Source organism: Rossellomorea sp. NPDC077527 (genome assembly GCF_044542955.1).
Classification (GTDB): Bacteria; Bacillota; Bacilli; order Bacillales; family Bacillaceae_B; genus Rossellomorea; species Rossellomorea aquimaris_E.
Genome location: NZ_JBITVL010000002.1, coordinates 19,506 through 43,899 on the forward strand (window position 1 = coordinate 19,506; position 24,394 = coordinate 43,899).

General features: G+C 40.7%; 28 protein-coding genes and 1 riboswitch. Of the genes, 6 read left to right on the forward strand and 22 right to left on the reverse strand.

The window, feature by feature from the left end:
• Positions 1-34: 34 nt before the first annotated feature.
• The 3 genes from ACIGG7_RS05275 to sleB form a co-directional block, all read right to left on the reverse strand.
• Positions 35-661 (reverse strand): flagellar brake protein, encoded by a 627-nt coding sequence (locus ACIGG7_RS05275; RefSeq protein ID WP_263628058.1) that lies wholly within the window; start codon positions 659-661, stop codon positions 35-37.
• Between the two features lie 155 nt (positions 662-816).
• Positions 817-2,163, reverse strand: a complete 1,347-nt coding sequence (ypeB, locus tag ACIGG7_RS05280) for a germination protein YpeB (protein WP_224940359.1) — start codon at positions 2,161-2,163, stop codon at positions 817-819.
• A gap of 14 nt (positions 2,164-2,177) precedes the next feature.
• The gene (gene sleB / locus ACIGG7_RS05285; protein ID WP_397549654.1) at positions 2,178-3,002 is read right to left on the reverse strand and encodes a spore cortex-lytic enzyme; all 825 of its coding nucleotides are present in this window, start codon (positions 3,000-3,002) and stop codon (positions 2,178-2,180) included.
• Positions 3,003-3,261: 259 nt separating this feature from the next.
• Here sleB and ACIGG7_RS05290 point away from each other — a divergent pair, with 259 nt between their 5' ends.
• Positions 3,262-3,606, forward strand: coding sequence for a hypothetical protein (locus tag ACIGG7_RS05290; protein ID WP_224940357.1), 345 nt, complete (start codon positions 3,262-3,264; stop codon positions 3,604-3,606).
• A 78-nt stretch (positions 3,607-3,684) separates the two neighbouring features.
• On the opposite strand, the gene prsW is transcribed toward ACIGG7_RS05290, so the two are convergent.
• Complete coding sequence (prsW, locus tag ACIGG7_RS05295) at positions 3,685-4,368, reverse strand: glutamic-type intramembrane protease PrsW (RefSeq protein WP_224940356.1); 684 nt, start codon at positions 4,366-4,368, stop codon at positions 3,685-3,687.
• Between the two features lie 89 nt (positions 4,369-4,457).
• On the opposite strand from prsW, the gene ACIGG7_RS05300 reads away from it, so the two are divergent.
• Positions 4,458-5,432: an asparaginase gene (locus ACIGG7_RS05300; RefSeq protein WP_224940355.1), complete on the forward strand. Its 975-nt coding sequence runs from the start codon at positions 4,458-4,460 to the stop codon at positions 5,430-5,432.
• Positions 5,433-5,479: 47 nt separating this feature from the next.
• Here the strand turns inward: ACIGG7_RS05300 and ACIGG7_RS05305 are convergent, their stop codons facing one another.
• From ACIGG7_RS05305 to ACIGG7_RS05335, 7 genes are all read right to left on the reverse strand, one after another.
• Positions 5,480-6,451, reverse strand: coding sequence for a YpdA family putative bacillithiol disulfide reductase (locus ACIGG7_RS05305; protein WP_397549107.1), 972 nt, complete (start codon positions 6,449-6,451; stop codon positions 5,480-5,482).
• A 212-nt stretch (positions 6,452-6,663) separates the two neighbouring features.
• Positions 6,664-7,941: a Glu/Leu/Phe/Val family dehydrogenase gene (locus ACIGG7_RS05310; protein ID WP_397549108.1), complete on the reverse strand. Its 1,278-nt coding sequence runs from the start codon at positions 7,939-7,941 to the stop codon at positions 6,664-6,666.
• Between the two features lie 727 nt (positions 7,942-8,668).
• Positions 8,669-9,253, reverse strand: coding sequence for an adaptor protein MecA (locus ACIGG7_RS05315; RefSeq protein ID WP_224940352.1), 585 nt, complete (start codon positions 9,251-9,253; stop codon positions 8,669-8,671).
• 71 nt (positions 9,254-9,324) lie between these two features.
• Positions 9,325-10,236, reverse strand: a complete 912-nt coding sequence (locus ACIGG7_RS05320) for a MerR family transcriptional regulator (protein WP_224940351.1) — start codon at positions 10,234-10,236, stop codon at positions 9,325-9,327.
• A 91-nt stretch (positions 10,237-10,327) separates the two neighbouring features.
• Positions 10,328-11,098 carry a metallophosphoesterase gene (locus tag ACIGG7_RS05325; protein WP_397549109.1) on the reverse strand — a complete coding sequence of 257 codons (771 nt, stop codon included), beginning with the start codon at positions 11,096-11,098 and terminating at the stop codon, positions 10,328-10,330.
• Positions 11,091-11,474, reverse strand: a complete 384-nt coding sequence (locus tag ACIGG7_RS05330; RefSeq protein ID WP_224940349.1) for a hypothetical protein — start codon at positions 11,472-11,474, stop codon at positions 11,091-11,093. Before ACIGG7_RS05330 ends, ACIGG7_RS05325 begins: the two co-directional genes overlap by 8 nt.
• Positions 11,475-11,534: 60 nt before the next feature.
• The gene (locus tag ACIGG7_RS05335; protein ID WP_224940348.1) at positions 11,535-12,170 is read right to left on the reverse strand and encodes a CBS domain-containing protein; all 636 of its coding nucleotides are present in this window, start codon (positions 12,168-12,170) and stop codon (positions 11,535-11,537) included.
• 153 nt (positions 12,171-12,323) lie between these two features.
• Here ACIGG7_RS05335 and ACIGG7_RS05340 point away from each other — a divergent pair, with 153 nt between their 5' ends.
• The 3 genes from ACIGG7_RS05340 to ACIGG7_RS05350 are packed head-to-tail and all read left to right on the forward strand — an operon-like array spanning position 12,324 to position 13,406.
• On the forward strand, positions 12,324-12,545 hold the full coding sequence (locus ACIGG7_RS05340) for a spore coat associated protein CotJA (protein WP_206849415.1): 222 nt from the start codon (positions 12,324-12,326) through the stop codon (positions 12,543-12,545).
• Positions 12,546-12,551: 6 nt separating this feature from the next.
• Positions 12,552-12,812: a spore coat protein CotJB gene (locus tag ACIGG7_RS05345; protein WP_224940347.1), complete on the forward strand. Its 261-nt coding sequence runs from the start codon at positions 12,552-12,554 to the stop codon at positions 12,810-12,812.
• A 24-nt stretch (positions 12,813-12,836) separates the two neighbouring features.
• Positions 12,837-13,406, forward strand: coding sequence for a manganese catalase family protein (locus ACIGG7_RS05350; protein WP_224940346.1), 570 nt, complete (start codon positions 12,837-12,839; stop codon positions 13,404-13,406).
• Between the two features lie 113 nt (positions 13,407-13,519).
• On the opposite strand, the gene ACIGG7_RS05355 is transcribed toward ACIGG7_RS05350, so the two are convergent.
• The 7 genes from ACIGG7_RS05355 to ACIGG7_RS05385 form a co-directional block, all read right to left on the reverse strand.
• Positions 13,520-13,975: a DUF2663 family protein gene (locus ACIGG7_RS05355; protein WP_224940345.1), complete on the reverse strand. Its 456-nt coding sequence runs from the start codon at positions 13,973-13,975 to the stop codon at positions 13,520-13,522.
• 105 nt (positions 13,976-14,080) lie between these two features.
• Complete coding sequence (locus ACIGG7_RS05360) at positions 14,081-15,226, reverse strand: glycosyltransferase family 4 protein (RefSeq protein WP_397549110.1); 1,146 nt, start codon at positions 15,224-15,226, stop codon at positions 14,081-14,083.
• Between the two features lie 43 nt (positions 15,227-15,269).
• Positions 15,270-15,794: a phosphatase PAP2 family protein gene (locus ACIGG7_RS05365; protein WP_224940343.1), complete on the reverse strand. Its 525-nt coding sequence runs from the start codon at positions 15,792-15,794 to the stop codon at positions 15,270-15,272.
• 163 nt (positions 15,795-15,957) lie between these two features.
• Positions 15,958-16,641, reverse strand: coding sequence for a LysM peptidoglycan-binding domain-containing protein (locus tag ACIGG7_RS05370; protein WP_224940342.1), 684 nt, complete (start codon positions 16,639-16,641; stop codon positions 15,958-15,960).
• Complete coding sequence (locus ACIGG7_RS05375) at positions 16,634-17,233, reverse strand: CPBP family intramembrane glutamic endopeptidase (RefSeq protein ID WP_224940341.1); 600 nt, start codon at positions 17,231-17,233, stop codon at positions 16,634-16,636. Before ACIGG7_RS05375 ends, ACIGG7_RS05370 begins: the two co-directional genes overlap by 8 nt.
• 9 nt (positions 17,234-17,242) lie before the next feature.
• Entirely contained in the window at positions 17,243-18,715 is a 1,473-nt protein-coding gene (locus ACIGG7_RS05380; protein WP_224940340.1) for a RecQ family ATP-dependent DNA helicase, read from the reverse strand.
• On the reverse strand, positions 18,693-19,757 hold the full coding sequence (locus ACIGG7_RS05385; RefSeq protein WP_224940339.1) for a YpbB family protein: 1,065 nt from the start codon (positions 19,755-19,757) through the stop codon (positions 18,693-18,695). Before ACIGG7_RS05385 ends, ACIGG7_RS05380 begins: the two co-directional genes overlap by 23 nt.
• A gap of 223 nt (positions 19,758-19,980) precedes the next feature.
• On the opposite strand from ACIGG7_RS05385, the gene ACIGG7_RS05390 reads away from it, so the two are divergent.
• The gene (locus ACIGG7_RS05390; RefSeq protein ID WP_138775684.1) at positions 19,981-20,229 is read left to right on the forward strand and encodes a ferredoxin; all 249 of its coding nucleotides are present in this window, start codon (positions 19,981-19,983) and stop codon (positions 20,227-20,229) included.
• 111 nt (positions 20,230-20,340) lie between these two features.
• Here the strand turns inward: ACIGG7_RS05390 and ACIGG7_RS05395 are convergent, their stop codons facing one another.
• The 4 genes from ACIGG7_RS05395 to sigX all read right to left on the reverse strand — a co-directional run bounded on the left by ACIGG7_RS05395 (position 20,341) and on the right by sigX (position 24,167).
• On the reverse strand, positions 20,341-20,910 hold the full coding sequence (locus ACIGG7_RS05395) for an ECF transporter S component (protein ID WP_224940338.1): 570 nt from the start codon (positions 20,908-20,910) through the stop codon (positions 20,341-20,343).
• Positions 20,911-21,063: 153 nt separating this feature from the next.
• Positions 21,064-21,198: riboswitch (FMN riboswitch) on the reverse strand.
• 114 nt (positions 21,199-21,312) lie between these two features.
• Positions 21,313-22,203 carry a peptidoglycan DD-metalloendopeptidase family protein gene (locus ACIGG7_RS05400; RefSeq protein ID WP_224940337.1) on the reverse strand — a complete coding sequence of 297 codons (891 nt, stop codon included), beginning with the start codon at positions 22,201-22,203 and terminating at the stop codon, positions 21,313-21,315.
• Between the two features lie 223 nt (positions 22,204-22,426).
• On the reverse strand, positions 22,427-23,641 hold the full coding sequence (locus ACIGG7_RS05405; protein ID WP_397549111.1) for a hypothetical protein: 1,215 nt from the start codon (positions 23,639-23,641) through the stop codon (positions 22,427-22,429).
• Positions 23,613-24,167 (reverse strand): RNA polymerase sigma factor SigX, encoded by a 555-nt coding sequence (sigX, locus tag ACIGG7_RS05410; RefSeq protein WP_224940335.1) that lies wholly within the window; start codon positions 24,165-24,167, stop codon positions 23,613-23,615. Before sigX ends, ACIGG7_RS05405 begins: the two co-directional genes overlap by 29 nt.
• Positions 24,168-24,394 lie beyond the last annotated feature (227 nt).

Here is a 24,394-nt window from a genome sequence, read left to right on the forward strand (position 1 = left end):
ATTCTAAGAAAAAGTATGTGTACATTTAAACTTTTTATTCAAGTAAGCCTTTTTTTCTTAAATCGAGCTGCTTTTCAAAGCAATATCTTAAAATGAGCTGCCTTTGATTTTCAGTTAAATGAACAAATTCAATACTTGCCACTTCTTTATGCTCTTTCTCCCATACCCGGATGACCTTGCCTTCGATTTCTACATACTGACACTCTCCGGTTTGCATTGGAAGAACGATGATTGTAGACAGCTTCGTTCCACTTTTCAGATCCATCCCCTTTCTCACCACTACTGCACATCCACCAGCGCTGAGGTCTTCGGTAAGGGTAGGGTAAAAGCAGTCATCAATCTTCAATGAAATATCCGTATTGGCTTCTACCCGAACGAATTGTCTCCTTTGAACCTTCACTAATCCATCATCACCGGGATAGTGAAGGTAGATCATCGGTATTTTGGATAATTTACGGCCCATCACTTCCGTTTCAAACATCAGAACCGTTTGCTCATTGATGGTAAAGCTTGCTTTGAGTTGTGTGCCGTCAATTAAAAAGATGGCTTTCTCAGTTTTGGTATGAATGGGATAATCAATATAAATCCCTTCCTGTCCAATCTCGACGACCCTGCATCTATATCGATCAAATGACTCATTATGTATAGGTTCCAATTGCAACGTGGTACCTGCTTTTATCATAGTCCAAAATTCCCACTTTCCGTATTTTGTATCTATATTATGGCACGTCAGCCTACTCCTTTCCACATCTTTTTGAATTTTCCAACAGGAAAGAGGGACGGACCTCCGATTGAGGAGATCCGTCCCAGTAAGTGTTATACTACTTCTTCATAAATTGGTTCTGCATTTTTGAGTCGCTCTACTTTTTCTTCTTCTCCCGTTTTTGCATTAATGAAAATTCGATAGGTATCTTTTCCTAGCATACCTAGGAATTCATAGCATAGGACTTCTTCATTAAGATCGTTAACGATTATCGCTTGGCGCTCTTCCATAATTTTAAGATTAGGATTGGTCGTTTCCTTCGCCTCGGCCTTTGTAATCGTTGCTTTAGGTATTTCTCTTTCGTGATTATTCTTTAAGTATTCTTCAGCTGCAAACCCTACAATTTGTCCGTTATCGAGTGCTACTTTTATTTTGACTGAATCTGGGTAGATCCTCACACCGTCCAAGGATGTCACATAGGTGAACATACCGATATTATCATACTGGGCACTTTCGAACATCTCCAGATTTTGAAAGTTATTATCCTTTAAGAAAGCCGTTGCTTTTTCAGCCGCTTTGTTCAAACTGATTTTCGGTTTCTTGATTTCTCGGTTATTGATATACCAGATCGGATATCCGCCTTTTTGGGTGATGTCCATGCTTGCTTCAGTATTACCGTTTCCGATTGAAACACTGAAGAACTTATAGTCCGATCCTTTCCCGCTTTTGGATACCTTGGCATCTTTTGATTTAGAGATTCCTGAATACTTACGTAAAATTTGAACTGCTTCCTCTTTAGAAATCTCTTTTCCTTTTAACTTTTTAAAGTTTTGATCTTTTTTCTCTGAGTTAACAAATGTAGTCGTACCGAAGCTTGCCTCATCATATCCTGATACATTCTTCTCAACGGTCTTGAAGCCGTCGATAATGGTATTATCCGCTTGTTCTTTTCCGGTTGCCAAAGCAAGCTCAACATCCATCCACCGCAAATTATTCTCCATGATAAGATGTTGCACTTTTCTTAGCTGATCCTGAATATCGGCACTTTGTTTATAAAGACTTTCCAAGGACTTATATTCTTTATCCGTTAATGGGTTTTTATCTAAATCTCTTACGGCCACCCTATAGCTGAAATCACCGATTTTGCTTAAAAATTCTTCTGTTTTATTAAATGGAAGCAGCGTTAATGGAAGCTGCCCTACATCGCTGTGGGCTTGTGAAGTTAATCTCCACACATCTGCAAGTTCCGGAGACAATGATTTTCTTGAATTCATTGCAAGCGTCGTACCGATTTTATCATGCAGGAGATCCACTTGATATGTTAGTTCATGAAACGCTCTTTGATAGTTGTTTTCTGCATTAATTAGTATCGCATTTTTCTCCTGATGTTCCTGGTACCCCCAGAAAGCGGTACCGGCTACACCCAGGACAAGAACCGTAATTAGAATGACACGCAGCATTTCGCTTCACCTCTTTAGTTACAGAATATATGTTTTCCTATTTTCTTGATTTGTGGACGCGACCATATCCATTTGCTAGTTGCCGTCGCAGGATTAAAGTAATAGAGGGCACTTGATGAAGGATCCCAACCATTTATTGCATCCAATACCGCTTCTTTTGCTCTTTCATTAGGGGTTAACCAGATTTGACCGTCGGCTACAGCTGTGAACGCACCTGGTTCAAAGATGACCCCTGCAACGGTATTAGGAAACGCTGAACTGTCTATTCGATTGAGAATAACTGCCGCTACAGCCACTTGACCCTCGTATGGTTCACCACGTGACTCTCCATATACTGCGTTGGCGATCAATTGAATGTCATTTTGAGAGTATCCATTTGGTGTATTCGCTGCCGTTGGTTTAGAGGGTGCAGGTTTTTGAGCTGGTTTATTTTGCTGAGTGGCTTTACCTCCCCCTCCACTCTTGCCTCCTCCACTGGGAGCTTTTTGTTTATTAAGATCCGTACCGCCATAGTGACTGAATTTGTTCCCTTTTTCAATTTGATTTTTCACAAATTGTTTATTATACTTTGACGCCTTCTGGAGCTTTGCTTTTGTTTTTGCTCCTGCAAGTCCATCGATTTTCAGTCCGAATTCGTATTGAAAGTTTCTAAGTGCCCAGTACGTTCCCCATCCAAATACCCCATCAATATCACCGTTATAATACCCGATATATTGAAGTCTGGATTGAAGCTCGATTACATCTTCACCCGTTGCGCCTTGTTGGATTACCTGGTTTGAAAAAGCATCTGCCTTCTCCCCTTCAGAAGAAATCATAAAGAGAGAACACATAAGCACCATGACGACTGAAGCAGAAATCATTTTGAAACGACTTTTCATAATGCTTTAACCTCCATATCTTCAATTAACATTAACTCTAGTTTTTGTAGAGACTCCCATTTTATACAAGTGGAATGATAAAAATATGAAAAGGACAACACACTTACAAATAATGGAACTACTTTGATAAGACAATGTAATGTCTCAGCAAAAGGGATGTAAACAAGGAAAGTTATACTGAAACGAAGGGAAAATCTATCATGTTAACGGGAGGGTCATCATGGAGGACTATTTAGCGAAATCTTTAGATGAATGGAAAAAGGATATATCAGAGGTTTTGGATCAGATTAATTCAGACTACGAGGATGTAAAAAAGGAATTGAAAGTTTATTCCTATAAATATGGCATCACAAAGCAGGTCATTCAATCCACTGTGAATGAAGAAATCATTGATAATATCCGTGAGATGTATCATAAACCATTTGAAGAAAAATATAACGAACTGAAAGAATACATACGCGACTTGGATGAAAAAAGAAAAGTATTTCAAATGTTTGTGAATAAAATTGATGAAGTGAAGCGGAAAGAAGCACCTAAAACTGATCTTGCCGCAACATATAAATAAAACGAAGCCCCTGCATTGAGCGGGGGCTTCGTTTTTCACTGCGATTCACAGAAAAAGACGCTCCCACCGGAAGCATCTTTAGATGACTTCTTTCTTCAATTCCCTTTTGTATTTCTTCTCTGTAAGCTGGTGGGCGCTTTTCACTTTCTTTAACCCTAACCACCATAAGAAAAGCATGAATGGAACCATGTAATAAATCCAGTTTTTTTCAGCGAGGAAAATATAATTGTAAGTCCCGTGTAAAAATAAGGGTACGCATATGGCGAGAAACAGCCACTTATGCCTTTCCTCACTGGAAGAAAACTTGGCTTTCCCTAGGTAGTACCCCATAATGACACCAAAAAGGGCATGACTTGAAACAGGAAGAATCGCTCTTCCAAATGCATGCTCGACGCCATTGGCAATCAAATACAAAATATTTTCAACTGTAGCAAAACCAAGTGAAACACTAGCTCCATAAACAATTCCATCATACGGTTCATTGAAATCCACGTGTTGGAAGATTGCAAACATCAAAATAAACCACTTAAAGAACTCTTCGAGGAATCCTGAGGAAATAAAAGCAGTAGTCCAATTAGAATCAATGATGCCCTCGACTTCTAGAACATATTGTAGAAACATTATCGGAAAAGTAATAAGGGCCCCGTACATAAACGTTTTAAACACTAACGTAATGGGTTCGGCCTCGTATTGATCCCGTAAATAAAAGTAACTTAACAATGCTAATCCTGGTGCTATACCCGCTGATAAAATCACCAGCATAAAAAGTCCTCTTTTCTTTCGGTTTTCTTAATCGTATCATGTTAATGTAGGATTGGAAATAGGAATTTAAATGGTTGGAGGAATGAACGATGAAGAAAGATATTTTAGTCATACATACAGGCGGTACCATCTCCATGATGGAGGATGAACAAACAGGAGCGGTTACTCCGGGCAAGGAAAACCCGCTTTCTGTACAAACGTCCATCGTTTCAAACCTGGCAAATCTAACGGTAGAAGAAGCATTTCACCTGCCTTCACCCCATGTTACGCCGGAACATATGCAGAAACTAAAAGAAATTATTGAAGCAAAATATAAGGAAAAGGCCTTCCATGGTGTCGTCATCACACATGGAACAGACACTCTGGAAGAAACAGCCTATTTCTTAGATTTAACCCTGTCCCTCCCCATCTCTATTGTCGTGACAGGAGCGATGAGGTCAAGCAATGAAATTGGAGCGGATGGATTGTACAATCTGATATCATCCGTCCGGGTCGCAGCGGATGACAAATCAAAGAACAAAGGGGTTTTAGTCGTTCTGAATGATGAAATTCATTCTGCAAAAAATGTGACCAAAACCCACACGAGTAATGTATCCACCTTTCAAAGTCCACAATATGGGCCGATTGGGATCGTGACCAAAAGAGGGGTCCTTTTCCACCATCAACCCACTTCAAATGAGTACTACGAGATTTGCGATATCTCAAAACGGGTGACGCTGATTAAAGCATACGCAGGGATGGATTCCGGCCTCCTGAGGGCAATAAAGGACCTCCAATACGACGGGGTGATCATAGAGGCTCTAGGGCAGGGGAATCTCCCACCTGAAACGGTGACAGGAATTGAAGAACTCCTTGAAGCAAACATTCCCGTCGTCTTGGTTTCTAGATGCTTCAACGGTATCGTACAGGATATTTACGGATATTCCGGTGGAGGAAAACAGTTGAAGGAAAAAGGAGTCATATTCTCAAACGGTCTGAATGGACAAAAGGCAAGAATCAAATTGATGGTAGCCCTTTCCCAGACTAGTGATATGAAAGAATTGGAAATGATCTTCAAAAACTGACTCATATCAAAACGAAAGAGGTCCATATAAATGGGCCTCTTTCTATTCTAACGATCTCCTTCTCTCACCGTGATTGAATCCGCAATCTGTCCACCGTGGTGACGCCCATTTTCTATAAATATTTCATTGGCGTTATTCCCGGCTGCAATCACTCCCGCAATATAAACTCCTTCCACATTTGTTTCCATCGTTTCTGGATTGTATGCAGGTCGCCCTGTCTCCTTGTCAATGTTAATTCCCATCTTAGTCAGGAAGCTGTGGTCAGGATGATAGCCGGTCATGGCGAATACAAAGTCATTGTCCACTTCTTTCTTCTCGCCATTCACGTTGTAAATAACAGAGTCTTCCGTTATCTCATCTACACATGCATTAAATTCCATAGTGACTTCGCCATTTCTTACAAGAGCATCAAAATTCGGAAGGATCCAAGGTTTTACACTCTTGGAATATTCACTTCCCCTATATAAAACAGTTACTCTTGCTCCCGCTTTATTTAATTCAAGTGCTGCATCGACTGCAGAGTTTTTCCCTCCGATGACGACAACATCTGTATCAAAAAACGGATGGGCCTCTTTAAAATAGTGGAAAACCTTCTCCAATTTTTCTCCAGGGATGTCCATATAATTGGGATGATCATAATAGCCAGTCGCGATGACAATTGTTTTGCTTCCGTACGTCCCTTTAGAAGTTGAGACGGTAAAACATCCGTCTTTCTTCTTAACTGAATGAACAGTTTCGAATCGGTTGATCCTCAAGTCTTTACGCTTAGCCACTTCACGATAATACACTAGCGCCTGATTCCTTCTGGGCTTATGTTCTTCGATAACGAATGGCACACCGCCAATCTCAAGTTTTTCACTAGATGAAAAGAACGTTTGATGAGTGGGGTAGTGGTAGATCGCGTTCACAATGTTTCCTTTTTCGATTATCAAAGGATTGATTCCTTTTTCTTTTAAACTAATGGCAGCGGACAACCCACATGGTCCTCCACCTACAATGATGCATTCTTCCATTTTCAAATTCAGACACTCCTTCAATTCCTCTATCTGAATGGTGAATTACGCCCGTACACTTCAGATTAATAAATATTCTTTACTCAATTATTATGTAATAAGATTGCATCCAGGTCAAAAGGTAGCACTCCGGTTCTATTATTTGTCATGTTGATCAAAATTATCTTTTTTCAACTAAAAAGGATGGGGTGCTGTGCACCCCATCCTAATCATTCAATTTATATCCAGCCTCTGAATCGGCAGGCTTCTGCCATTTTCCTTACCCCTACCATATAGGCGGCAAGTCTCATATCCACTCTTCTTGATTGTGACGTTTCATACACATTGTTAAAGGAGCTGACCAGAATCTTTTCCAGCTTTTCCTCCACTTCTTCTTCAGTCCAGTAATACCCTTGGTTGTTCTGTACCCATTCGAAGTAAGAAACCGTCACGCCACCTGACGAAGCTAACACATCGGGAACAAGAAGAATCCCCCGCTCCGTCAAGATTTTCGTCGCCTCCAATGTCGTCGGTCCATTAGCCGCTTCTACTACGATGCTTGCCCTTATATTATGGGCATTCTTTTCTGTTATCTGATTTTCAATGGCTGCTGGTACAAGAATGTCGCAATCAAGTTCCAGGAGTTCTTCATTGGTAATTGTATTATTAAACAACTTCGTTACCGTCCCGAAGCTGTCCCTTCTGTCTAATAAATAATCAATATCCAATCCATCCTCGTCATGCAGGCCACCATATGCATCCGAGATCCCGATCACCTTTGCCCCAGCATCGTGCATGAACTTGGCAAGGAAGCTCCCAGCGTTACCGAAACCTTGTACGACCACCCTTGCACCTTCCAGCTTAATTCCCTTTTTCTTTGCTGCTTCATGGATACAGATCGTCACTCCTTTGGCAGTGGCCGTTTCACGGCCATGGGATCCCCCTAGCACCAATGGTTTGCCTGTAATGAACCCTGGAGAATTATATTCATCGATACGGCTGTATTCATCCATCATCCATGCCATGATCTGAGAGTTTGTGAAAACATCCGGAGCCGGAATGTCTTTGGATGGTCCGACAATCTGGCTGATCGCACGTACGTATCCACGGCTCAATCGCTCAAGCTCTCTAAACGACATATCACGCGGATCACAGATGATCCCACCTTTTCCTCCACCATAAGGAAGATCGACAATTCCGCATTTCAAGCTCATCCAGATAGAAAGCGCTTTAACTTCTTTTTCCGATACATTCGGGTGAAAGCGAATCCCACCCTTAGTCGGTCCGACCGCATCATTATGCTGTGCTCGGTATCCTGTGAACACCTTTACTTTTCCATCGTCCATCCGGACTGGTATCTTAACCGTTAACATTCGTACAGGTTCTTTTAATAATTCATAAACTTCTTCTGAATATCCTAATTTATCAAGTGCAAGATGAATAACCGTTTGTGTCGATTTCAGTACATCATGTTGATCTGATGCTTGATGATTTTCTTTCCCCTTTTCGGCTACCATGTATGTAAACCTCCCAGTATCCTTCACTGTTTAACGGAACCTCGTCCGCTTTCATGACATAGTATACACGTTTGATTTCCTCTTGCAAAGAAGGAAAATTAAAAAACGAACAAATTTTTGAAAACGCTGTCATTTCAAAAAAGCGGAAGGGGCTCGCACTGGGGCGACAAGCATAAGACGAGTAACCCGGAAAGGCGTTTTTTGCCTTTTTGGGTTATTTGACTTATGACCTCGAGCCCCAAGCCCCTGGAGCTGGACATCCAGAAAAGCAGAGGCGGCTTGAGCAGGCCCGACAAGCATAAGATGAATGGGCCGGGAAGGCGTTCTTTGCCTTCTTGGACCATTTAGCTTATGACCTCGAGGGACTAGCCGCCGGAGCTGGACATCTAGAAAAACGGAAGGGGCTCGCACTGGGGCGATCAAACATATTCAGATCAAGTTCGCGAAGTAAAATGTCGTATATTGACGAACAGTCGATATCTTGAAAATAAGGTTGATATCTTGAAAATACGGTCGATAAATTAAGATAAGGGTTGATAAATTCAATTAACGGTCGATAAAATACCCTCCTGTATCCCATCTAATAAATCCGCACGACAATCACCCCATAAAAAACAAAAAAACACCTCCAGGATCTCCTGAAAGTGCTAAAAAGGCTACTTCTCAAAAAAAACAATACGAAACATATATTAAAAGGGGGTAAAAATTCATAAACTGTACCAATCACTCAAAAATAAAACAAGATCTTCTCAATGGAATCCCTTAGTAACACAGTACGTCCATATTCCATCAGGATGTATTTTGTCACCGTCGAATGCTGACCATACTCAGCGCAAATCGCTTCAAGGATGAAGCTATCTCCCTCAAGCAAATTCTCTATAAGAATATAGTAGTTATTTTCATAATAAAAAATACTGCATTGAATGAGGGCATTGTTGACTTTACCCATTTCATCGATCCGTTTAAGAAGGGCAATCAGATCATCGAAATCATCGAAATACACGAGTACATCGTAATCATTCATGGATTTCATCATTTCGGTACCTTCTTCCCAGTCAGAAAAATCATCATCTGATTCCAACGTGAGGATCATGCAAATTTCCTGGTCATCGAATGATTCGATTTCCACTGTGATTTCCATTTGTGTTTCGATACCGAACTTTCCCTGTACTTCATCTAACATGTCTTCGAACAGATCATGCCACATATAGGAATCTCTCCATTGGTCTTGTTCAAATAAGCCTTTTTGTTCCAACTCTTCTACACTAATGGAAAATTTTATTTTATTGTCCGAAATTCTTTCGAGCTTCATCTTCGTACCCCCTAGAGTGTGACGATTTATCATCATACTATGTAAGGGGCAGAAAACAGTGCATACTCCACTTATAATTTACTTTTGAGCCAATTCTCCCATTCGGACTTGGATTGTCCCACTATATGTTCGTCATATTCCTCTTTTAACTCATTTGATAAGTGATCTACTGCAAATCCTCCCATTCCAATCACTAGTTCACTTCGCTCGTTTTTTAATGAAGTAACGAGGGATAGGAGCTTGTCTACATTTTCAAGCAGGGTGCACGAGAAGAATAGGAACTTCGGATTCACTTCATCCAGGACAATATCTATATCGTTTTCTTTTATACTCGATCCAAGGTAGATGACCTCAAACCCTTTCCTTCTTACGTAGAGGGTAAAAATCAGCAATCCTAGTTCGTGCCATTCTCCTGGTCCACAGACGGCCACTACCTTGGGTAATATACCATTGTGTGGGAAGGAATGCATGATAATTCCGATTCTGGATCGGAGGATGGATGTAGCAAAGTGCTCATGCGCCGTTGTGATTTCACCATTTTCCCACAGATCCCCAATTCTGACGAGGAGGCTTCCAAGTATGTCTATGACCACTTTGTCTATCGTATAAACCGAAAACGATTGATTGATCAATTCATGGGCTTTCGTTTCATCAAAACTTAACAGGGCCTTTAACAAGTCATCGGAAATTGTTTGGGTGCGATCCTTTTGTTCAGAGGACGAGATCTCGTTCTCCTCAAGCTCCTGTTTGTCCAGTAACGCAACGGCCTGACTAATGGTAAACCCTTGATTGACCTTTTCTACAAGCCATTTTAATATATTTAAATGCTGCTCTGTGTATAGACGGTGACCCGATTCATTCCGTACTGGTGCAATGATCTGATATCTTCTTTCCCATGCCCTCAATGTACCTGGTTGAATCCCTAAAATGGTAGACACAGCTTTTATGTTGTATTTGCCTTCTAACTTCTTGTCATTGCTCATAAATAGTCCCCCAAGTATTTCTCTTCTCACTAAAATTATAATCGAGAAACCTCTTTGTGTAAAATTTGTATAGGTAATGAATAACCATTGTTCATTTTCGGAATCTATCGATTAACAACAAGTGGGTTTCAGCGGGGGCACCTAAACGCAATGGAACCGCGGTGGTTCCATAACCGTTACTTACTAACAGGGTCGTCTCTGGGAGAGTTTCAAGCCTCCCTTTTTTATACATTCCCCAACCAAACAAACGGATCTGTCCACCGTGTGTATGACCGCTTATCATGAAATCGATTCCATCTTCTTTACGAACTTGGTTCATCAGTCTTGGATCATGACTGACTAGAAGGTTGAATTCCTCAGGTGACACTTGTTCGAGTGCCATAGGATAATCTGTCCGTTGAGTACTCGCATCATCTACGCCGATTATATTCATCATTCCGTTAGACAGCGATACCTTAACTGATGAGTTAATGATTTCTATGATTCCTTTTTTCTTAAATAGTTGCTTTACATCGGTTGTATTTCCTTCATAATCATTATTTCCCCAGACGAAGTATACATTCCCTAATATCAGGAGTTTATCCAAATTTCGTTCAACCCTGGATAAAGGAACCCCTTTTTCCAGAAGGTCTCCTCCGATGATGACGAGATCCGTTTTCCCTTTCACTTCTTCAATGATGTCATCTGAAATTTCTCGTTTATGTATATCCGATATGAAAAACAGGGATATAGGCTGCATGTGTTCAGGAAAGTGGGGAAGTCTCACCTCTTCTATTTTCACCACGTTACGTCGGGCTTCATACAACATAAGAAAGAGGAGACTTATCCCCCCTGTTAATAAAATGATACTAAATTCAAGCATTGTGGCCTCCTTGACGGCGAAAATCTATTGAAATAATACCATAAAAAAAGGCTGAACAGGAAAAAATCATGGTTTGCCAGCCCCCATATACACTTAATGCATAAATCAGTCCGATATGAAAAGGAATGATCATCAATTCTTTATGTAATCTTCCATTCCAAAATTGTATGATGGAATAGATTTCGGCTTTTAATACATTCCCCTGAACTAAGAGGCCGATCATGAAGGCGATGGAAGCGGCGAAGAATTGGACAGGATTCAGAACCAGTTCGACGATGAACTCCGATTCAGTGGGACGTTCAGCTACCGGAAACCATGTAATGAATAGATACCCCAAAAGAAACGTGATAAGCAGTTTAGCAAAATAATTGATCAAAAAAAATCCCTCCCATAAATCTTATGAGAGGGATTGTGTTTCATACAGGGTTTTCTTCACTTATTCATCTTCTTGGATATCAAGGATGCGGAAGCCTGATTTCTCCAGCTTATTAAGAAACTTATCCATATTGTCCTTCTTTTCTACTTTAAGGACAATGCGGCGGAGTAGCTTGTCGGTTTCATCGAAGGTCACAAGGGATATCACCGATTCTGAATATTGCTGAATGATGTCACCGAGTCGGGCAATGCGCCCTTCAGTTTCTACAGAAGAGAAGGCGATGCGGACGCCTTTTTGATCCATCCCGAATGCACTTCTGAATTGATCCAGAACATCAAACCGGGTAATGAGTCCAAGGAATACATTGTTCTCACCGACTACAGGGAGGATCGGTGAATCTTTTAATTCAATCAATGCATTTTCGAATACATCCTTGTCGGTAATGTATTTGTCCGAATTGGTGATGATATCCCGTGCTTTTTTCTCCTTAAGGAAAGCTCCTTTTTCCATTCCGGACAGAAAAAAGCTTTGATAAATATTGTATCTGGTTGCCACACCTTTAAACTGGTCATCCGAAAGAACCGGAACCCCATCGATTTTATGGTGCTCGAGAACCGTCAGCGTTTTTTCAATTGAATCATTTTCATCTACCACATAGCATTTGTGTTTCGGTATCATGGCATTTTTAACAAACATTTGACCACCTCATCATTAATATCCTACACCTTACCTATTCAACATTTTCACCGTATTTTCCTTCATATATATATGAAATTAAATAAATTAACATGTTCACCCTCCCCCCCTCATATGTTGTTACGAAGGATTTTGTTTAAAGGAGGGATGATCATGCAGGAGTATTATAAAGCATATTATCCGTATGTAAGTCCGTTCGATCCGTGTAAGCCGATTACACGAAAGGTATATTCGACACCTCCCAACCTTTACCTTGGGTTCCAGCCACCGAATTTAGAGCAGTATTCACCTAAGGAAGCGCTGCAAAAAGGGACTCTTTGGAAAGTATTTTACGATCCGTATTATAGTCCCTACGAAAAAACGAAGGGAGAGTAACCCAATATGAAACAGCTTCCTCCCCATTATTATGAGGTGCTAGAAGAATTGCAGGCCGTCGATTTTGTCATTGTCGACCTTACGCTTTACCTGGATACTCACCCTGATGATTTCGAGGCAATCTCTCAATACAATATGTACATTAAGACTCGGAAACAAATAAAAAAGAAATTCGAAAAGGAATTCGGCCCCTTGACCCATTATGGATACAGCTACTCCAATTATCCTTGGGATTGGAAGGATGCCCCTTGGCCATGGCAAGTCTAATGTATGAAAAGGAGGTTCAGAACGATGTGGGTTTACGAAAAGAAACTTCAGTACCCTGTAAGAGTAAGTACATGCAATCCTAAATTGGCAAAATTCCTGATCGAACAATATGGTGGAGCAGATGGAGAGCTTGCCGCTGCCCTCAGGTATCTCAACCAACGTTATTCAATCCCTGATAAAGTGATTGGATTGTTAACGGATATTGGAACCGAGGAGTTCGCCCATTTAGAAATGATTGCGACAATGGTTTATAAATTGATTAAAGATGCCACTCCACAGCAGATGAAAGACGCAGGTCTTGACCCCCATTATGTCAATCATGATGGAGCGATCTTTTATCAAAATGCGGCTGGTGTTCCGTTTACCACCTCTTATATAGCGGCTAAAGGCGACCCGATAGCTGATTTATATGAAGACATCGCTGCTGAAGAGAAAGCAAGGGCTACGTATCAATGGATCATTAATATGAGTGATGATCCAGATCTGAATGACGGCTTACGCTTTTTAAGGGAACGTGAGATCATTCACTCCCAGCGCTTCAGGGAAGCTGTGGAGATACTTAAGGAGGAAAGGGATAAAAAGATCTATTTTTGATGATGGTTCATGTGTATTATGGCTCATGGCATGCTTGACCTTCCTATACTCAGGTATAATGTGGTGGGCCAATTCTTTCTAAATACTCCTCTAAATAATCAATAATTTATCGTTTACTTGCTTCCATGAAACAGATTGATATCCCATTCTTTTTTCAATTTATCATATACATGGTGCCTTTTTTTCCATGCTTCTTCTTTCCATAAATCTTTGCTGCGATCGATGACTTCACATCTCAAGTCATGAAATTCTTTTTCCTTTTTTTCTTTTTTTTCAAATAGTATTTTGGTTGCGCCAAAAAGGACAACCAGTATGAGTGTCATGATCAAATGTACCGAATTCGAAACAAAGACGGAAAACATGGCAGCAAATGAATACGAATAGGGCCCCAATACGAATTTCGTCATGTAATACAGAAAAAAGAATGATGCAAATAAGGATCCCCATAATGTGTAAAGGTGCACGACCTTTGCTTTATCAAATTTTCGTTTTTTTTCAATCAGGTTATGTAACATCTGTTCCGTCGCTTGATCCGTCCACTCCCCAAATTCTTTGCCTGAACGATCCATCTCCATTCCCCCCTTTCCTCTTTATAACATATGAGCTTGTCCTTAGAGATAGAATCAACTCATACAAAAAGGTTCCTCTTAATGAGGAACCTTTTCCACCTTCTATTAACCAAAGAGCTGCCTCTCATTACGATAGTCGCATACTTCCCTGAATTCTTTGATGAGACCATCAAAAATAGCATCCCAGGATTGCTTATCAGCCATTTGCAACGCTTTTCGTTTCATGTATTGAAGACGGTTTTCATTCAACATTTCGGTAATATGCTGGATGAATGATTGATATTGGTGGGCTTCCGCTATTCTCCCAGTTTGGTTATGCTCCACAATGTTTGTCACTCCCCCCTTATCTGCCACTACCGCAGGCAAGCCGGATGCAAATGCCTCCAACACGACATTACCGAAAGTCTCTGATGCTGAAGGGAAGACAAACAGATCCGAGGATGCATAAATTTCTGCTAGTTCATTGCCGGTAGCGTAGCCTGTGAAGATGACATCTTCCCCTTTTGTCTTTTCCATAAGTTCTTTTTTCATAGGTCCATCTCCCACGACAAGCCATTGAACCTGATCTTTCACCTCTTTTGGGAGATGTTTTATCGTTTTTTCCAATGTGTCCAAATCCTTTTCAGGAGCTAATCTCCCGACATATAGGAGGATGTATTTCTTTTCAATTCTATATTTCTTTCTAATGGAGTCACTTCGTTTCTCAGGTGAATAGGAAGCACAATCAACTCCCCTTCCCCAGATTGATAAATCGGTAAAGCCTTGTTTTTCAAGATGGAGCTTCGTTTCTTCTGAAGGTACAAATATTCGATCAGCTTGTGAATAGAACCACTTCATATATTTCCAAAGTAAAGGTGAAGCCCACATCATCTTGTAATAATTCAAGTACATGTCAAAGTGGGTATGATAGGAGGCGACAAGGGGAATTTCCATTTTCTTTGCTCCTCGTATTCCATAGAAACCCATGGTGAGCGGTGTTGTTACATGAATCAGAGTCGGGGAAAAATCTTTAAGTTGTTTTACAATGGTCTTCGGATTCGCAATTGCCGTCCTGCATTCCGGATAAAGAAAAAAGGGAAAGCTCGTGAACGAGTGTACATTTGGATACGGTGATTTCTGATCGTGAAGATCCGGTACGAATACTTTGTATTCAATCCTTCTTTTCTCATAGTGATCGGTCAGTCTTTTTAAAGTCCTTGCCACACCATTTACTTGAGGATAATACGTGTCAGAAAAAAGCGCGACTCTCATATACATTTCCCCCTCTTCATTTACATTCTTTTTCATTCTTCATTTAGAAAAACAGTAGCACCACCATCGTCGTTACAAATGCCAGAAATGCCCCAGCCAATACATCTGAAGGGTAATGCACTCCAAGGACGACTCTTGAATACCCAACAAGGGAGCTTAACGGAAACAGTACTAGAATCGTGACCGGGTAGTGAATCATGAATGGAATGGTGAGGGAGAATATGGCCGTTGTATGTCCGGACGGAAAGGAATGGTCTTTGAATTGGTAGCCATGAATGATTGCGTTGGGTAATGTCATATAGGGGCGTATCCTTTTTACGACTCTTTTCACCAACGTCATCAGGATGTGGCTTAGGACAAGAGAAATCATTGCCACGATGACCGTATTCTTGACCCCGGTATAGTGCTGCACGAACATTAACAAGATAAGGATGGAACCAATGGTAAGCCTCGCTCCTCCCAAATGAGTCACATATCCAAAGAATGATCGATACAGTTCTTTACTCCCATTGATTCTGTAAAACAATCTGTCATCTGCCTGCTGAAAGCGCATCATAAGCCTATCCACTTATTCAACTCCCCTTCCTTGTGCTGGAATGTTCACCTTCATTATATTTCCGGTTTGTAATGGCTCTGATAAATCAATGTAAATTTTATTGAAATTTGCTGCAAAGAAATGTAAATAATCAAATAAGCACCCGTCCCCCTAGAATAACGGGGGACGGGTGCTTTTATTGATCTAAAGGAATTTCTAATACTTGTCCTGTTTGAATGTCATTATCCTGTATCTTATTCCATTCTTTGATGCGCTCAACACCTGAAGGGGACTTATAGTAATTCATGGCTATACGGTATAGTGTTTCCTGCGCCTTAACCGTATGATAGACAACCTTGACTTTTGTTTCTTCCTTTACTTCTTCTTTAGGCTCTTCCTTTATCTCTTCCTTGGGCTTTTCCTCTTTGGTTGTGTTGGCTGGAGCAGAGGATGGCTGATTCTTACCAGATGAATCGGACTGCTCCTCTGATGGTTCATCCTTCTGAGCTGTTTCAGGTACCTCGACTTCATCCTCTTCAGAGACCTTAGTTTCTTCCTTTCCTTCATTCTCCGCCTCAGGTTGGTCATATCGAACTTCCACTACATCATCGGCATCTTCTGACAAGACCACAAGGGGACCATTCCTGTTATCTAAATATGAGTAAATACTAAAAACGGTCAATGGCAATAAAATAAATAATAAGAGCAACATACTGATTAAGGGATATTTCAATTTCCATTTGTTCTTTTTTTGTTTTTCTCTATGAAGCTCACTCCTTGGAGGGAGCGGCTCTCTTTTTTTGGCAGGGCGTTCTTCAGGGACTCGTTCGATTTTTTTCTTCAGTTTCGCTGCCTGATCTCGATATGGGTCTTTACTCATGTGACATCCCTTCTTTACTACTTTGTCTACCCATTTTACGCATATGTAATCCAAGCAGAAAATCGATGACAAAGTGCATGATGATTGTAACCAATAAATTATCTGTGAATTCATAAATGAAACCGATCCAAAAGCTGAGCAGTACAATATTAATGATAAGAAACCAGTGAGCCCAATACCTGAAATGAACGAGTGCGAAAATAACACTGGAAATGATCAGTCCGAAATGAAACTGAATCACTCCTCTGAATAATATTTCTTCGCTCACACTGATAAAGAAAGCTAGAAGCGCTATCTCCCACATGCTTCTATTCGTAAAAATCCTGGCATTCACCCCGCCATCATCGTAAAACTTAGCCGGTAACACCCTCATTAACAAAATATCGACCATGACAATCAAAAGACCACTCATCATGCCGATTGTCATGGTGGATGGGGTAAGGTGAAATTGCTGTCGGAATTCCGACCATGTATCAAATAAAAATATACCTAATCCGCAGGCAATCGTTAATAGTAAAAATTGAGTAAAATACAAATGAAATGTTAATTGCTTCTTTGAAAGCTGTTGAATGATTTCCCCTTGTTTCTGCATCGTTACCACTTATCCTAATAATAATTTTTCTAACCTTTTCTCCCAATCTGTCCCCACTGGGTCCTGTGAGCTCTGCATGAAAAACTCACTCTTGAAATCACTGGGTGAATCGCCGCATATATCACAGCAGAATGGGTTCTCGACACCTGACGACTCATCAAAATATCGGAGAAGAGTCTGCCTTCTGCATATATCATCCTGTAGCCAATGAATCATGGTGCTAAGCTTTTCCTTCTTGTATTGTAATCGATTGTTACGGATTTGTTTCACTTTTTCTAGTAATCTATCTCGGTCATCTATCCGACCACCGGTCAACTCTTCCGTATAATATGTCAGAAATCGATGCTGCACTTCGGTCAACTGCAACTGTTCGATGAGGTCCTTTGATTGTCCCTTTCTGTTCTCTTCTATGAATCCAAGAATTTGTCGATCTTCTGGTAACTCACTTTGAATGAGCTGTAAAGGCAAAGATAGATCCTGCTCAGAGTATAACACGACTGAAACACTACTCTTTCCATCACGTCCAGCCCTCCCAATTTCCTGTAAGAACGATTCTATACTTGAAGGAAAGTGAAAGTGAATAACGAAACGGATATCCTCTTTATTCACACCCATTCCAAACGCAGAGGTTGCACAGATCATTCTCAACTTCCCCGAAAGGAATTGCTGCTGAATGAGAATCCGATCCTCCTGCTCCATGCCTCCGTGATAATGGGCAACTCCTGACACACCTTTCTCTGAAAGCCAGTGGGCAACCTCCTCTGCCATTCGTTTGCTTGAGAAGTAGACAATTCCAGGTCCACCCCACGTTTTCACATAATCCAATAACGTACTCAGCTTATCATTATGACCAGATACCTTTTCAACAAATAATCCGATGTTTTCCCGATCGACGGAATAAACCATTTCAGCAGCAAGATCCATTTGAAGAACTTGTTTAATATCTCTCCTCACATCTTCGGTGGCCGTTGCTGTTAAGGCCAAAGTGGTTGGATTTCCAAGCTTCTCCTTCAACTCTCCCAGCTTAAGATAATCCGGTCTGAAATCTGGTCCCCATTGAGATATACAATGGGCTTCATCGATTACGTATAGTGATAGATCCAATGCTTGAAGGGAGGAAATCACGACTGGATTCATGACCATTTCAGGAGAAATGAATATAAATTTATAAAGTTGTAATTGTTCCAATGCGGCTTTTCTTTCCACAAAGGGTAAAAATGAATTGAGGGCTATGACCCGCTTCTCTCCCATCACTTTCATCTGCTCCACTTGATCCTGCATTAAAGAGAGTAAAGGTGAAATAATCAACACATGCCCATTCATCAAGTATCCTGGCAATTGATAGCACAATGACTTCCCGGTTCCAGTAGGGAGCATGGCTACCGTGTCCTTTTGATTTAAAACAGTACGGATGATATCTTCCTGTCCATTCCTGAAAGATGAATAACCGAATCTGTCTTTAAGCTCTTGTTGTAGATTCACGTGTTTCACCTGCCTTCGCAATTGCCGCCCGGATTTGAAAATAGGTCAATTGAGGGAGCTTTTCTTTAATGGTCTTAAGTCTTTTCGTCTTTTCTTCTTGCATCACTTGAAGAACTTTCACATACTCTTCCCGGGTAATGAACGGTTCTATTGGAAAATCTTCTTGTGTGAGTATCAATTCGATGACATGATCTTCAATGGTATTCTGCTTCAATTTACGAATCCGTGAAATCTCTTCAAGGGAATGGCCTCTCTTGTACAAGTCGTAGGTCTTACTTGTCGAAATGGTAAGGTTGTTTCGATGATCATTTCTCAAACTGATGGAATATAATAAAGGGTATACTGAAGGGTCCCTTTCTATTTCCGTTAACATCGCGTGCAGGAGGTTCAGAAACCTGAAGCGGAATTCTTCTTTATTCATTCCCAACATCTCTGCCACCTGCAATTCTGTCCACCCATAGTCCTTATATCCTGTTAAGCGATTGACAAGTAAGGATGGATCTCCCTTCTGGATATTCAGAATATGGGTAAGCTCTTTATAAAGAATTGAGGAGAGATTTTCCCTATCAGGGTGGGTCCTTATACAATTCTTTACCCAATCTTGTACTTCCCTGTTCCTTTGAACCGGAAAATACAGGCTCTCCTGCCGTTGCCCATTGGAAAGCACCTGTACAAGAAGGCTCAACCTCATCCAGAACAGACGGGTTTGATCGCCATATATCAGCCCGTTCATATCCGACGGAAACCGGTCACCACGAAAATATTCTAACACGGCTGCTGATCCCAATTCTGTTACGAGGGCAACATCATTTTCCCCATGGGTGATGTACTCTGATTTCTCCAGTTCCCTTACCTTCTGGTTGAAATATGTACGTTTCAACTTGGGTAGAGAAAGGAAAAATGGCTGTAAGTGAAAGATATGTGCATCCTGGATTGACTGGGAAGATTTCTTCCCATTTAAGATATGGAACACAGAGTAAATGGATCGCTCTCCTTTAATTTGCCAAAAACAATAAAGAATCACATAATTAAAATAGGTCAATTCTCTACTCCTTATTATGTAGGTTATTGTCAAATATTGTACCACGAATTTAACTTTTAACCATGTTTTGTTTTACTTATATAGGATAAAAATAAAAAGAGAGCACCTAACTATTGAAAAGTCATTCAATCCTCTATAAAATAAACATTAAGTGATTTTTCACCATTGGACATTGTGTATAATGATGAATTATATAGAATTATTTATCCGGGAGGTTTTTTCTTTGCCAAAATATACGATCGTTGACAAGGACACATGCATCGCATGTGGAGCATGTGGGGCTGCAGCTCCAGACATTTATGATTATGATGATGAAGGTATTGCATTCGTAACATTAGATGATAACCAGGGAACCGTTGAAGTGCCTGACGTATTGGAAGATGATATGGTCGATGCATTCGAAGGTTGCCCGACAGATTCCATTAAAATATCTGAAGAACCTTTCGACGGAGACGCACTGAAATTTGAATAGCATGTTTGAAGGCTAAAGAGAACGTTTCTCTTTAGCCTTTTTTCATACTCTTTATAAGGCAAATAAAAACCCACCTTAAATTTCCTTAAGGTGGGTCATTTTATATGATCACTATGCCGCTTTGTTAAAGGCTATTTGTCTTGATAACCAGCCTTGTAGGCGGACAAACAGTAAGACGAAGACCGATGTTACCAGAATCCCCTTCAGAATGTTGAATGGAACAATACCTGTAATGATGATTTCGGCAGGAAGCTCGAAATTCATAAAGTATTTATAAGCAGGAAGGAACACAATGTAATTCAGGATCCCCATGCTGACACTCATCACAACTGTTCCTGTGATTAAACCGATCAACAGACCTTTTTTGGATTGAAAACGTGAATAGATATAATAAGTAGGAAGAATCAATAGGATTCCCGCCATAAAATTGGCTGCATGGCCAATCGGTACACCAGTATCGCTTCCTGTCAAAACGTAGTCTATCACGTTTTTGAATAATTCTACTAATATTCCCGCAAGTGGACCCAGTGTGAGCGTCGCGATTAAAGCAGGAACATCACTGAAATCAACCATTAAGAACTTTGGAAATGGTGGTATTGGGAAGTTGAACAACATTAACACATAAGAAATGGCACTTAACATACCTACTGTGACAAACATGCGCGTATTCATTTTTTTCATAACTCTCTCTCCTTTAGGAGATTCATCTCATTTCGAAGACGGCCCAAGCCAAAGGTAGCATTAAAAAACCCCTAGATATCAATATCTAGGAGAATGAAAGGCATACCTTAATAGACGTTTAGCTTCCCATTTTCTAAACGTTCTGGCATAAACCTTCATCTTCTCCCATCCAGACTATACTGTCGGCTTTGGAATCTCACCAAATCCTGCCCCAAAAGGCTCGCGGGCTTAGAAACAAATTGTTTCATCACCGCCGGTAGGGAATTTCACCCTGCCCCGAAGACGAATCTTTATTTTTTTATTCCATTTCATTATACATAATGTTTGGGATAATGTGAAGAAAAACAGTTCGAATTCGAACTATATGTCATACATCGCCTTTTTGCCGGGGATTCGATTGGATCATTGCACTATTAATACCTGCTCAGGGAAAATAGCTGATTGCATGTCCAGACCATTTCTGTCGGCTAATTCCTCTACATCTATGCCATGTGCCATAGAGATGGAATATAATGTGTCTCCCTTTTTTACTTCATACTGGTCACTTGGTAAAGAGGCAGGTATTCTTAATAGCTGATTGATTACCAGTTCAGTACTCTTTAATGCATTTTCCTTCAAAATATCTTCAACTGATACCTCGTACGTTTGAGATATCCCCCAGAGAGTTTCTCCTTTATGAACGATATGCATCACTTCATGTTTTGTGTCCCGGGACATATTTCCTTCAGGTGTGCCAGCTACCCCAACCGTCTGATAAGGGTCCTTCTCTTTCGCAAATACGAGCTGACCGACTTCACCGTTTCCAAATACACGATAGGGATCAATGGCATTTTCTTTATCGAACGTCCACTCTCCCCTATGTATTTCAAAATGAAGATGAGCCCCTGTCGACCTTCCCGTATTTCCTAAGAGTCCAAGCTGTTCACCTTGTTCTACTTCCTGATTTTCGTGTACCTTCCTGCTTTTAAGATGGGCATATACTGTTTCATATCCGTTTTCGTGTCTGACGAATACAACGTGACCATAGCTTTCAGAAAGATACGATCTGATCACTATCCCTTTCGCAACAGAATAAACGGGAGACCCCAGCTCCCCTCCGATGTCCATTCCCTTATGAGAACCCGACCTTGTTCCATATGAGTCTGTGATCATCCCTTCTACGGGAAATGTCCAGGATACGGTTTCCTCAGACACCTTATCCTCCTCAGCTTCAGACACATGTCCCGATAAGAGCATCACGCTCACACATAGCACCCAAACGATGAAAAGCCTTTTTGCACAATGGGAAATCATCCTTGTCCTCCTCAATTCTTATGACAGACGTACCTCGACTTCTATGTATTAGACCATTCTAACCTTTTTACGCATATTACATGCACCCCACGGAAAAACCATTCTGAAATCATTTTCCATTGGGTAGTTTGGCTATGTAGCGTGTAAATATTCTAAATATCAAAGAAAAAAAAGAAAAGACCGGTAACGGATCCGTGTCCGCTACTGGTCTTTTGCTCTCTATTCAATTGACTAAGCTTTTTTTATTTGGACTGATTGGTGTCTTGATAGGTTCATTGAAGTCGAAACCGTTCCAGCTTTCCTGTTTGATATTGTCAAACCTGGCTTGTTTAAACCCAGAACTTCTGCTTGTCAGGAGTATTCCTTCAATCAACTCCAAGGCGGTTTGTTCATCAAATGTGTCCAAATCCAATTCGTTTAAGAAGCTGATCGTCACCCATTGATCTCCTTCTGTCACACTGAAGTTAATATCTTTGGGGATCACACTCTGAAAGAGGCCAGTCTCTGCATTTTTCATTGCTTCCAAGGATTCTTTGATGCCCCCTCTGTTTATATTATCGGGCACCAGGAAGCGGTCCCTTCCATTTGGAGAATACAGATAGTATGCCGTATGACCTTCTTCGTTCAGATCGACCTTTGAGAATTCTCCAGTGGAACTGAACTGAGGGACAGTACCATCAGGGTTTTTCAATACAACCTCTTCTATTCCTTTATGTTGGAATGAATATTGTAAGGAATGATAAAAAGCGTATTCTACTGCACTGCTGCCGCTGTACGAATGATCCGCATCAAGTGTGAAGACCACTTTGTTCCTGTCCAACGAAAATTCCCCATCTAATGGAAGGTAGTCCTCCAGTCCCCAATCGGTTTCCGGCAGCTTCTCCGCAAGTTGCTCATGTCGTGATAACCAGTCTTCGTCTGTCTGTTCATCTACGATCGAAACGGGTATCGGTACTGCATCCAGAGAGACAAGTCCAAAGGAATAAAACTCCTTCCCATTCAAGTCCTCTTCATATAGAGAGAGCCTTTCTTTAGGTTCTTCGAGGTCCTCGGCTACAGTCAAACTTTCCTGTTCCTCTAAACCGTTTTCTGCCACGGCTGCTTTTTCTTCTTTATCGGAAACTTCAGGTTCTTTCATTTTTGTTGAGATCTCGATTTTTTCCTCTGTGCTTCCTGAAGTATCAGCCATACCAGATTCGGACTTTTCCATACTTTGCTCGCTAAATTGATTTAAAACGGCAGGAGCAAGCAGAAATAGGATAAAGATGGCAGCAAGTGTTGCAACTGCAGGAGTAAATCGTTTAAATGATAGTTGATTTTTCTTTTTTTGCCTTTCCATTCGTGCGTGGATAGATTGAGAGCTTCGATCATCCTTGATGTGAGGGAGCTTTCTGACAAGATCCTCAATATCACGATCTTTCCATTCTGACTGGTTCAATGTCTCTTTCCTCCTTTGGGAGCCGTTGATTCATTTCAATTCGTAACCATTTGATCGCCCTATGCTGGGTCGTCTTAACTTTACTTTCTGACCATCCAAGCACTTCTGAGGTTTCGATGATTGAAAGTTCCTGTAAATACCGCATGATGATCACCATTCGAAAATCTGTTGAGCAATGCTTTAAGCATTCATATAAAACTTGGATCTCCTCATTAGCGACGGCGATTTCTTCGGGAAGAGCCCCATCATCTGTTACTTCATTTCGACTCCAATCGAATTTATCCAGAATACGATTTCTCCAGTTTTTCTGTTTTCTGAAATGATCAATGGCTACATTTTTCGCAATGGAAAAAAGCCAGGTTTTCTCGGAGCTTTTCCCTTCAAAATTTTCATGAGATTTAAGCACCCGAATATAAACTTCCTGAACTAAATCTTCAGCCTGCTGCTTGTTCTGTACCATATATATAAGGAATTGGAATACATCCTGATGATAGGAAGAATATAACTTCTCAAAAACGGAGTCCATTCTATTACCTCCCCGTCAAATTATTAGTCGTATTATCTGTAAAAAAGTTACACACTATCAATATAGTATTTTTTGGGTGAAAAGGAAAGACCTATATTGAACAGGCTTCCCCATGAAAAAGGCCAACAGAGTAAAATCACCCTGTTGGCCAGATTATTCTTTTTTTCAACATCCTTTTACAATCCGATAAAAAATAAAGAATGTTTCCCATGTAACAAGAAAAATCG

Excerpts from the sequence above, each read along its gene's own strand:
- ypeB (WP_224940359.1), bottom strand. The coding sequence starts at position 2,163 with ATGCTGCGTGTCATTCTAATTACGGTTCTTGTCCTGGGTGTAGCCGGT.
- sleB (WP_397549654.1), bottom strand. The coding sequence starts at position 3,002 with ATGGTGCTTATGTGTTCTCTCTTTATGATTTCTTCTGAAGGGGAGAAG.
- ACIGG7_RS05290 (WP_224940357.1), top strand. The coding sequence starts at position 3,262 with ATGGAGGACTATTTAGCGAAATCTTTAGATGAATGGAAAAAGGATATA.
- prsW (WP_224940356.1), bottom strand. The coding sequence starts at position 4,368 with ATGCTGGTGATTTTATCAGCGGGTATAGCACCAGGATTAGCATTGTTA.
- ACIGG7_RS05300 (WP_224940355.1), top strand. The coding sequence starts at position 4,458 with ATGAAGAAAGATATTTTAGTCATACATACAGGCGGTACCATCTCCATG.
- ACIGG7_RS05310 (WP_397549108.1), bottom strand. The coding sequence starts at position 7,941 with ATGGTAGCCGAAAAGGGGAAAGAAAATCATCAAGCATCAGATCAACAT.
- ACIGG7_RS05315 (WP_224940352.1), bottom strand. The coding sequence starts at position 9,253 with ATGAAGCTCGAAAGAATTTCGGACAATAAAATAAAATTTTCCATTAGT.
- ACIGG7_RS05320 (WP_224940351.1), bottom strand. The coding sequence starts at position 10,236 with ATGAGCAATGACAAGAAGTTAGAAGGCAAATACAACATAAAAGCTGTG.
- ACIGG7_RS05325 (WP_397549109.1), bottom strand. The coding sequence starts at position 11,098 with ATGCTTGAATTTAGTATCATTTTATTAACAGGGGGGATAAGTCTCCTC.
- ACIGG7_RS05335 (WP_224940348.1), bottom strand. The coding sequence starts at position 12,170 with ATGTTTGTTAAAAATGCCATGATACCGAAACACAAATGCTATGTGGTA.
- ACIGG7_RS05340 (WP_206849415.1), top strand. The coding sequence starts at position 12,324 with ATGCAGGAGTATTATAAAGCATATTATCCGTATGTAAGTCCGTTCGAT.
- ACIGG7_RS05345 (WP_224940347.1), top strand. The coding sequence starts at position 12,552 with ATGAAACAGCTTCCTCCCCATTATTATGAGGTGCTAGAAGAATTGCAG.
- ACIGG7_RS05350 (WP_224940346.1), top strand. The coding sequence starts at position 12,837 with ATGTGGGTTTACGAAAAGAAACTTCAGTACCCTGTAAGAGTAAGTACA.
- ACIGG7_RS05355 (WP_224940345.1), bottom strand. The coding sequence starts at position 13,975 with ATGGATCGTTCAGGCAAAGAATTTGGGGAGTGGACGGATCAAGCGACG.
- ACIGG7_RS05360 (WP_397549110.1), bottom strand. The coding sequence starts at position 15,226 with ATGAGAGTCGCGCTTTTTTCTGACACGTATTATCCTCAAGTAAATGGT.
- ACIGG7_RS05370 (WP_224940342.1), bottom strand. The coding sequence starts at position 16,641 with ATGAGTAAAGACCCATATCGAGATCAGGCAGCGAAACTGAAGAAAAAA.
- ACIGG7_RS05375 (WP_224940341.1), bottom strand. The coding sequence starts at position 17,233 with ATGCAGAAACAAGGGGAAATCATTCAACAGCTTTCAAAGAAGCAATTA.
- ACIGG7_RS05395 (WP_224940338.1), bottom strand. The coding sequence starts at position 20,910 with ATGAAAAAAATGAATACGCGCATGTTTGTCACAGTAGGTATGTTAAGT.
- ACIGG7_RS05400 (WP_224940337.1), bottom strand. The coding sequence starts at position 22,203 with ATGATTTCCCATTGTGCAAAAAGGCTTTTCATCGTTTGGGTGCTATGT.
- sigX (WP_224940335.1), bottom strand. The coding sequence starts at position 24,167 with ATGGACTCCGTTTTTGAGAAGTTATATTCTTCCTATCATCAGGATGTA.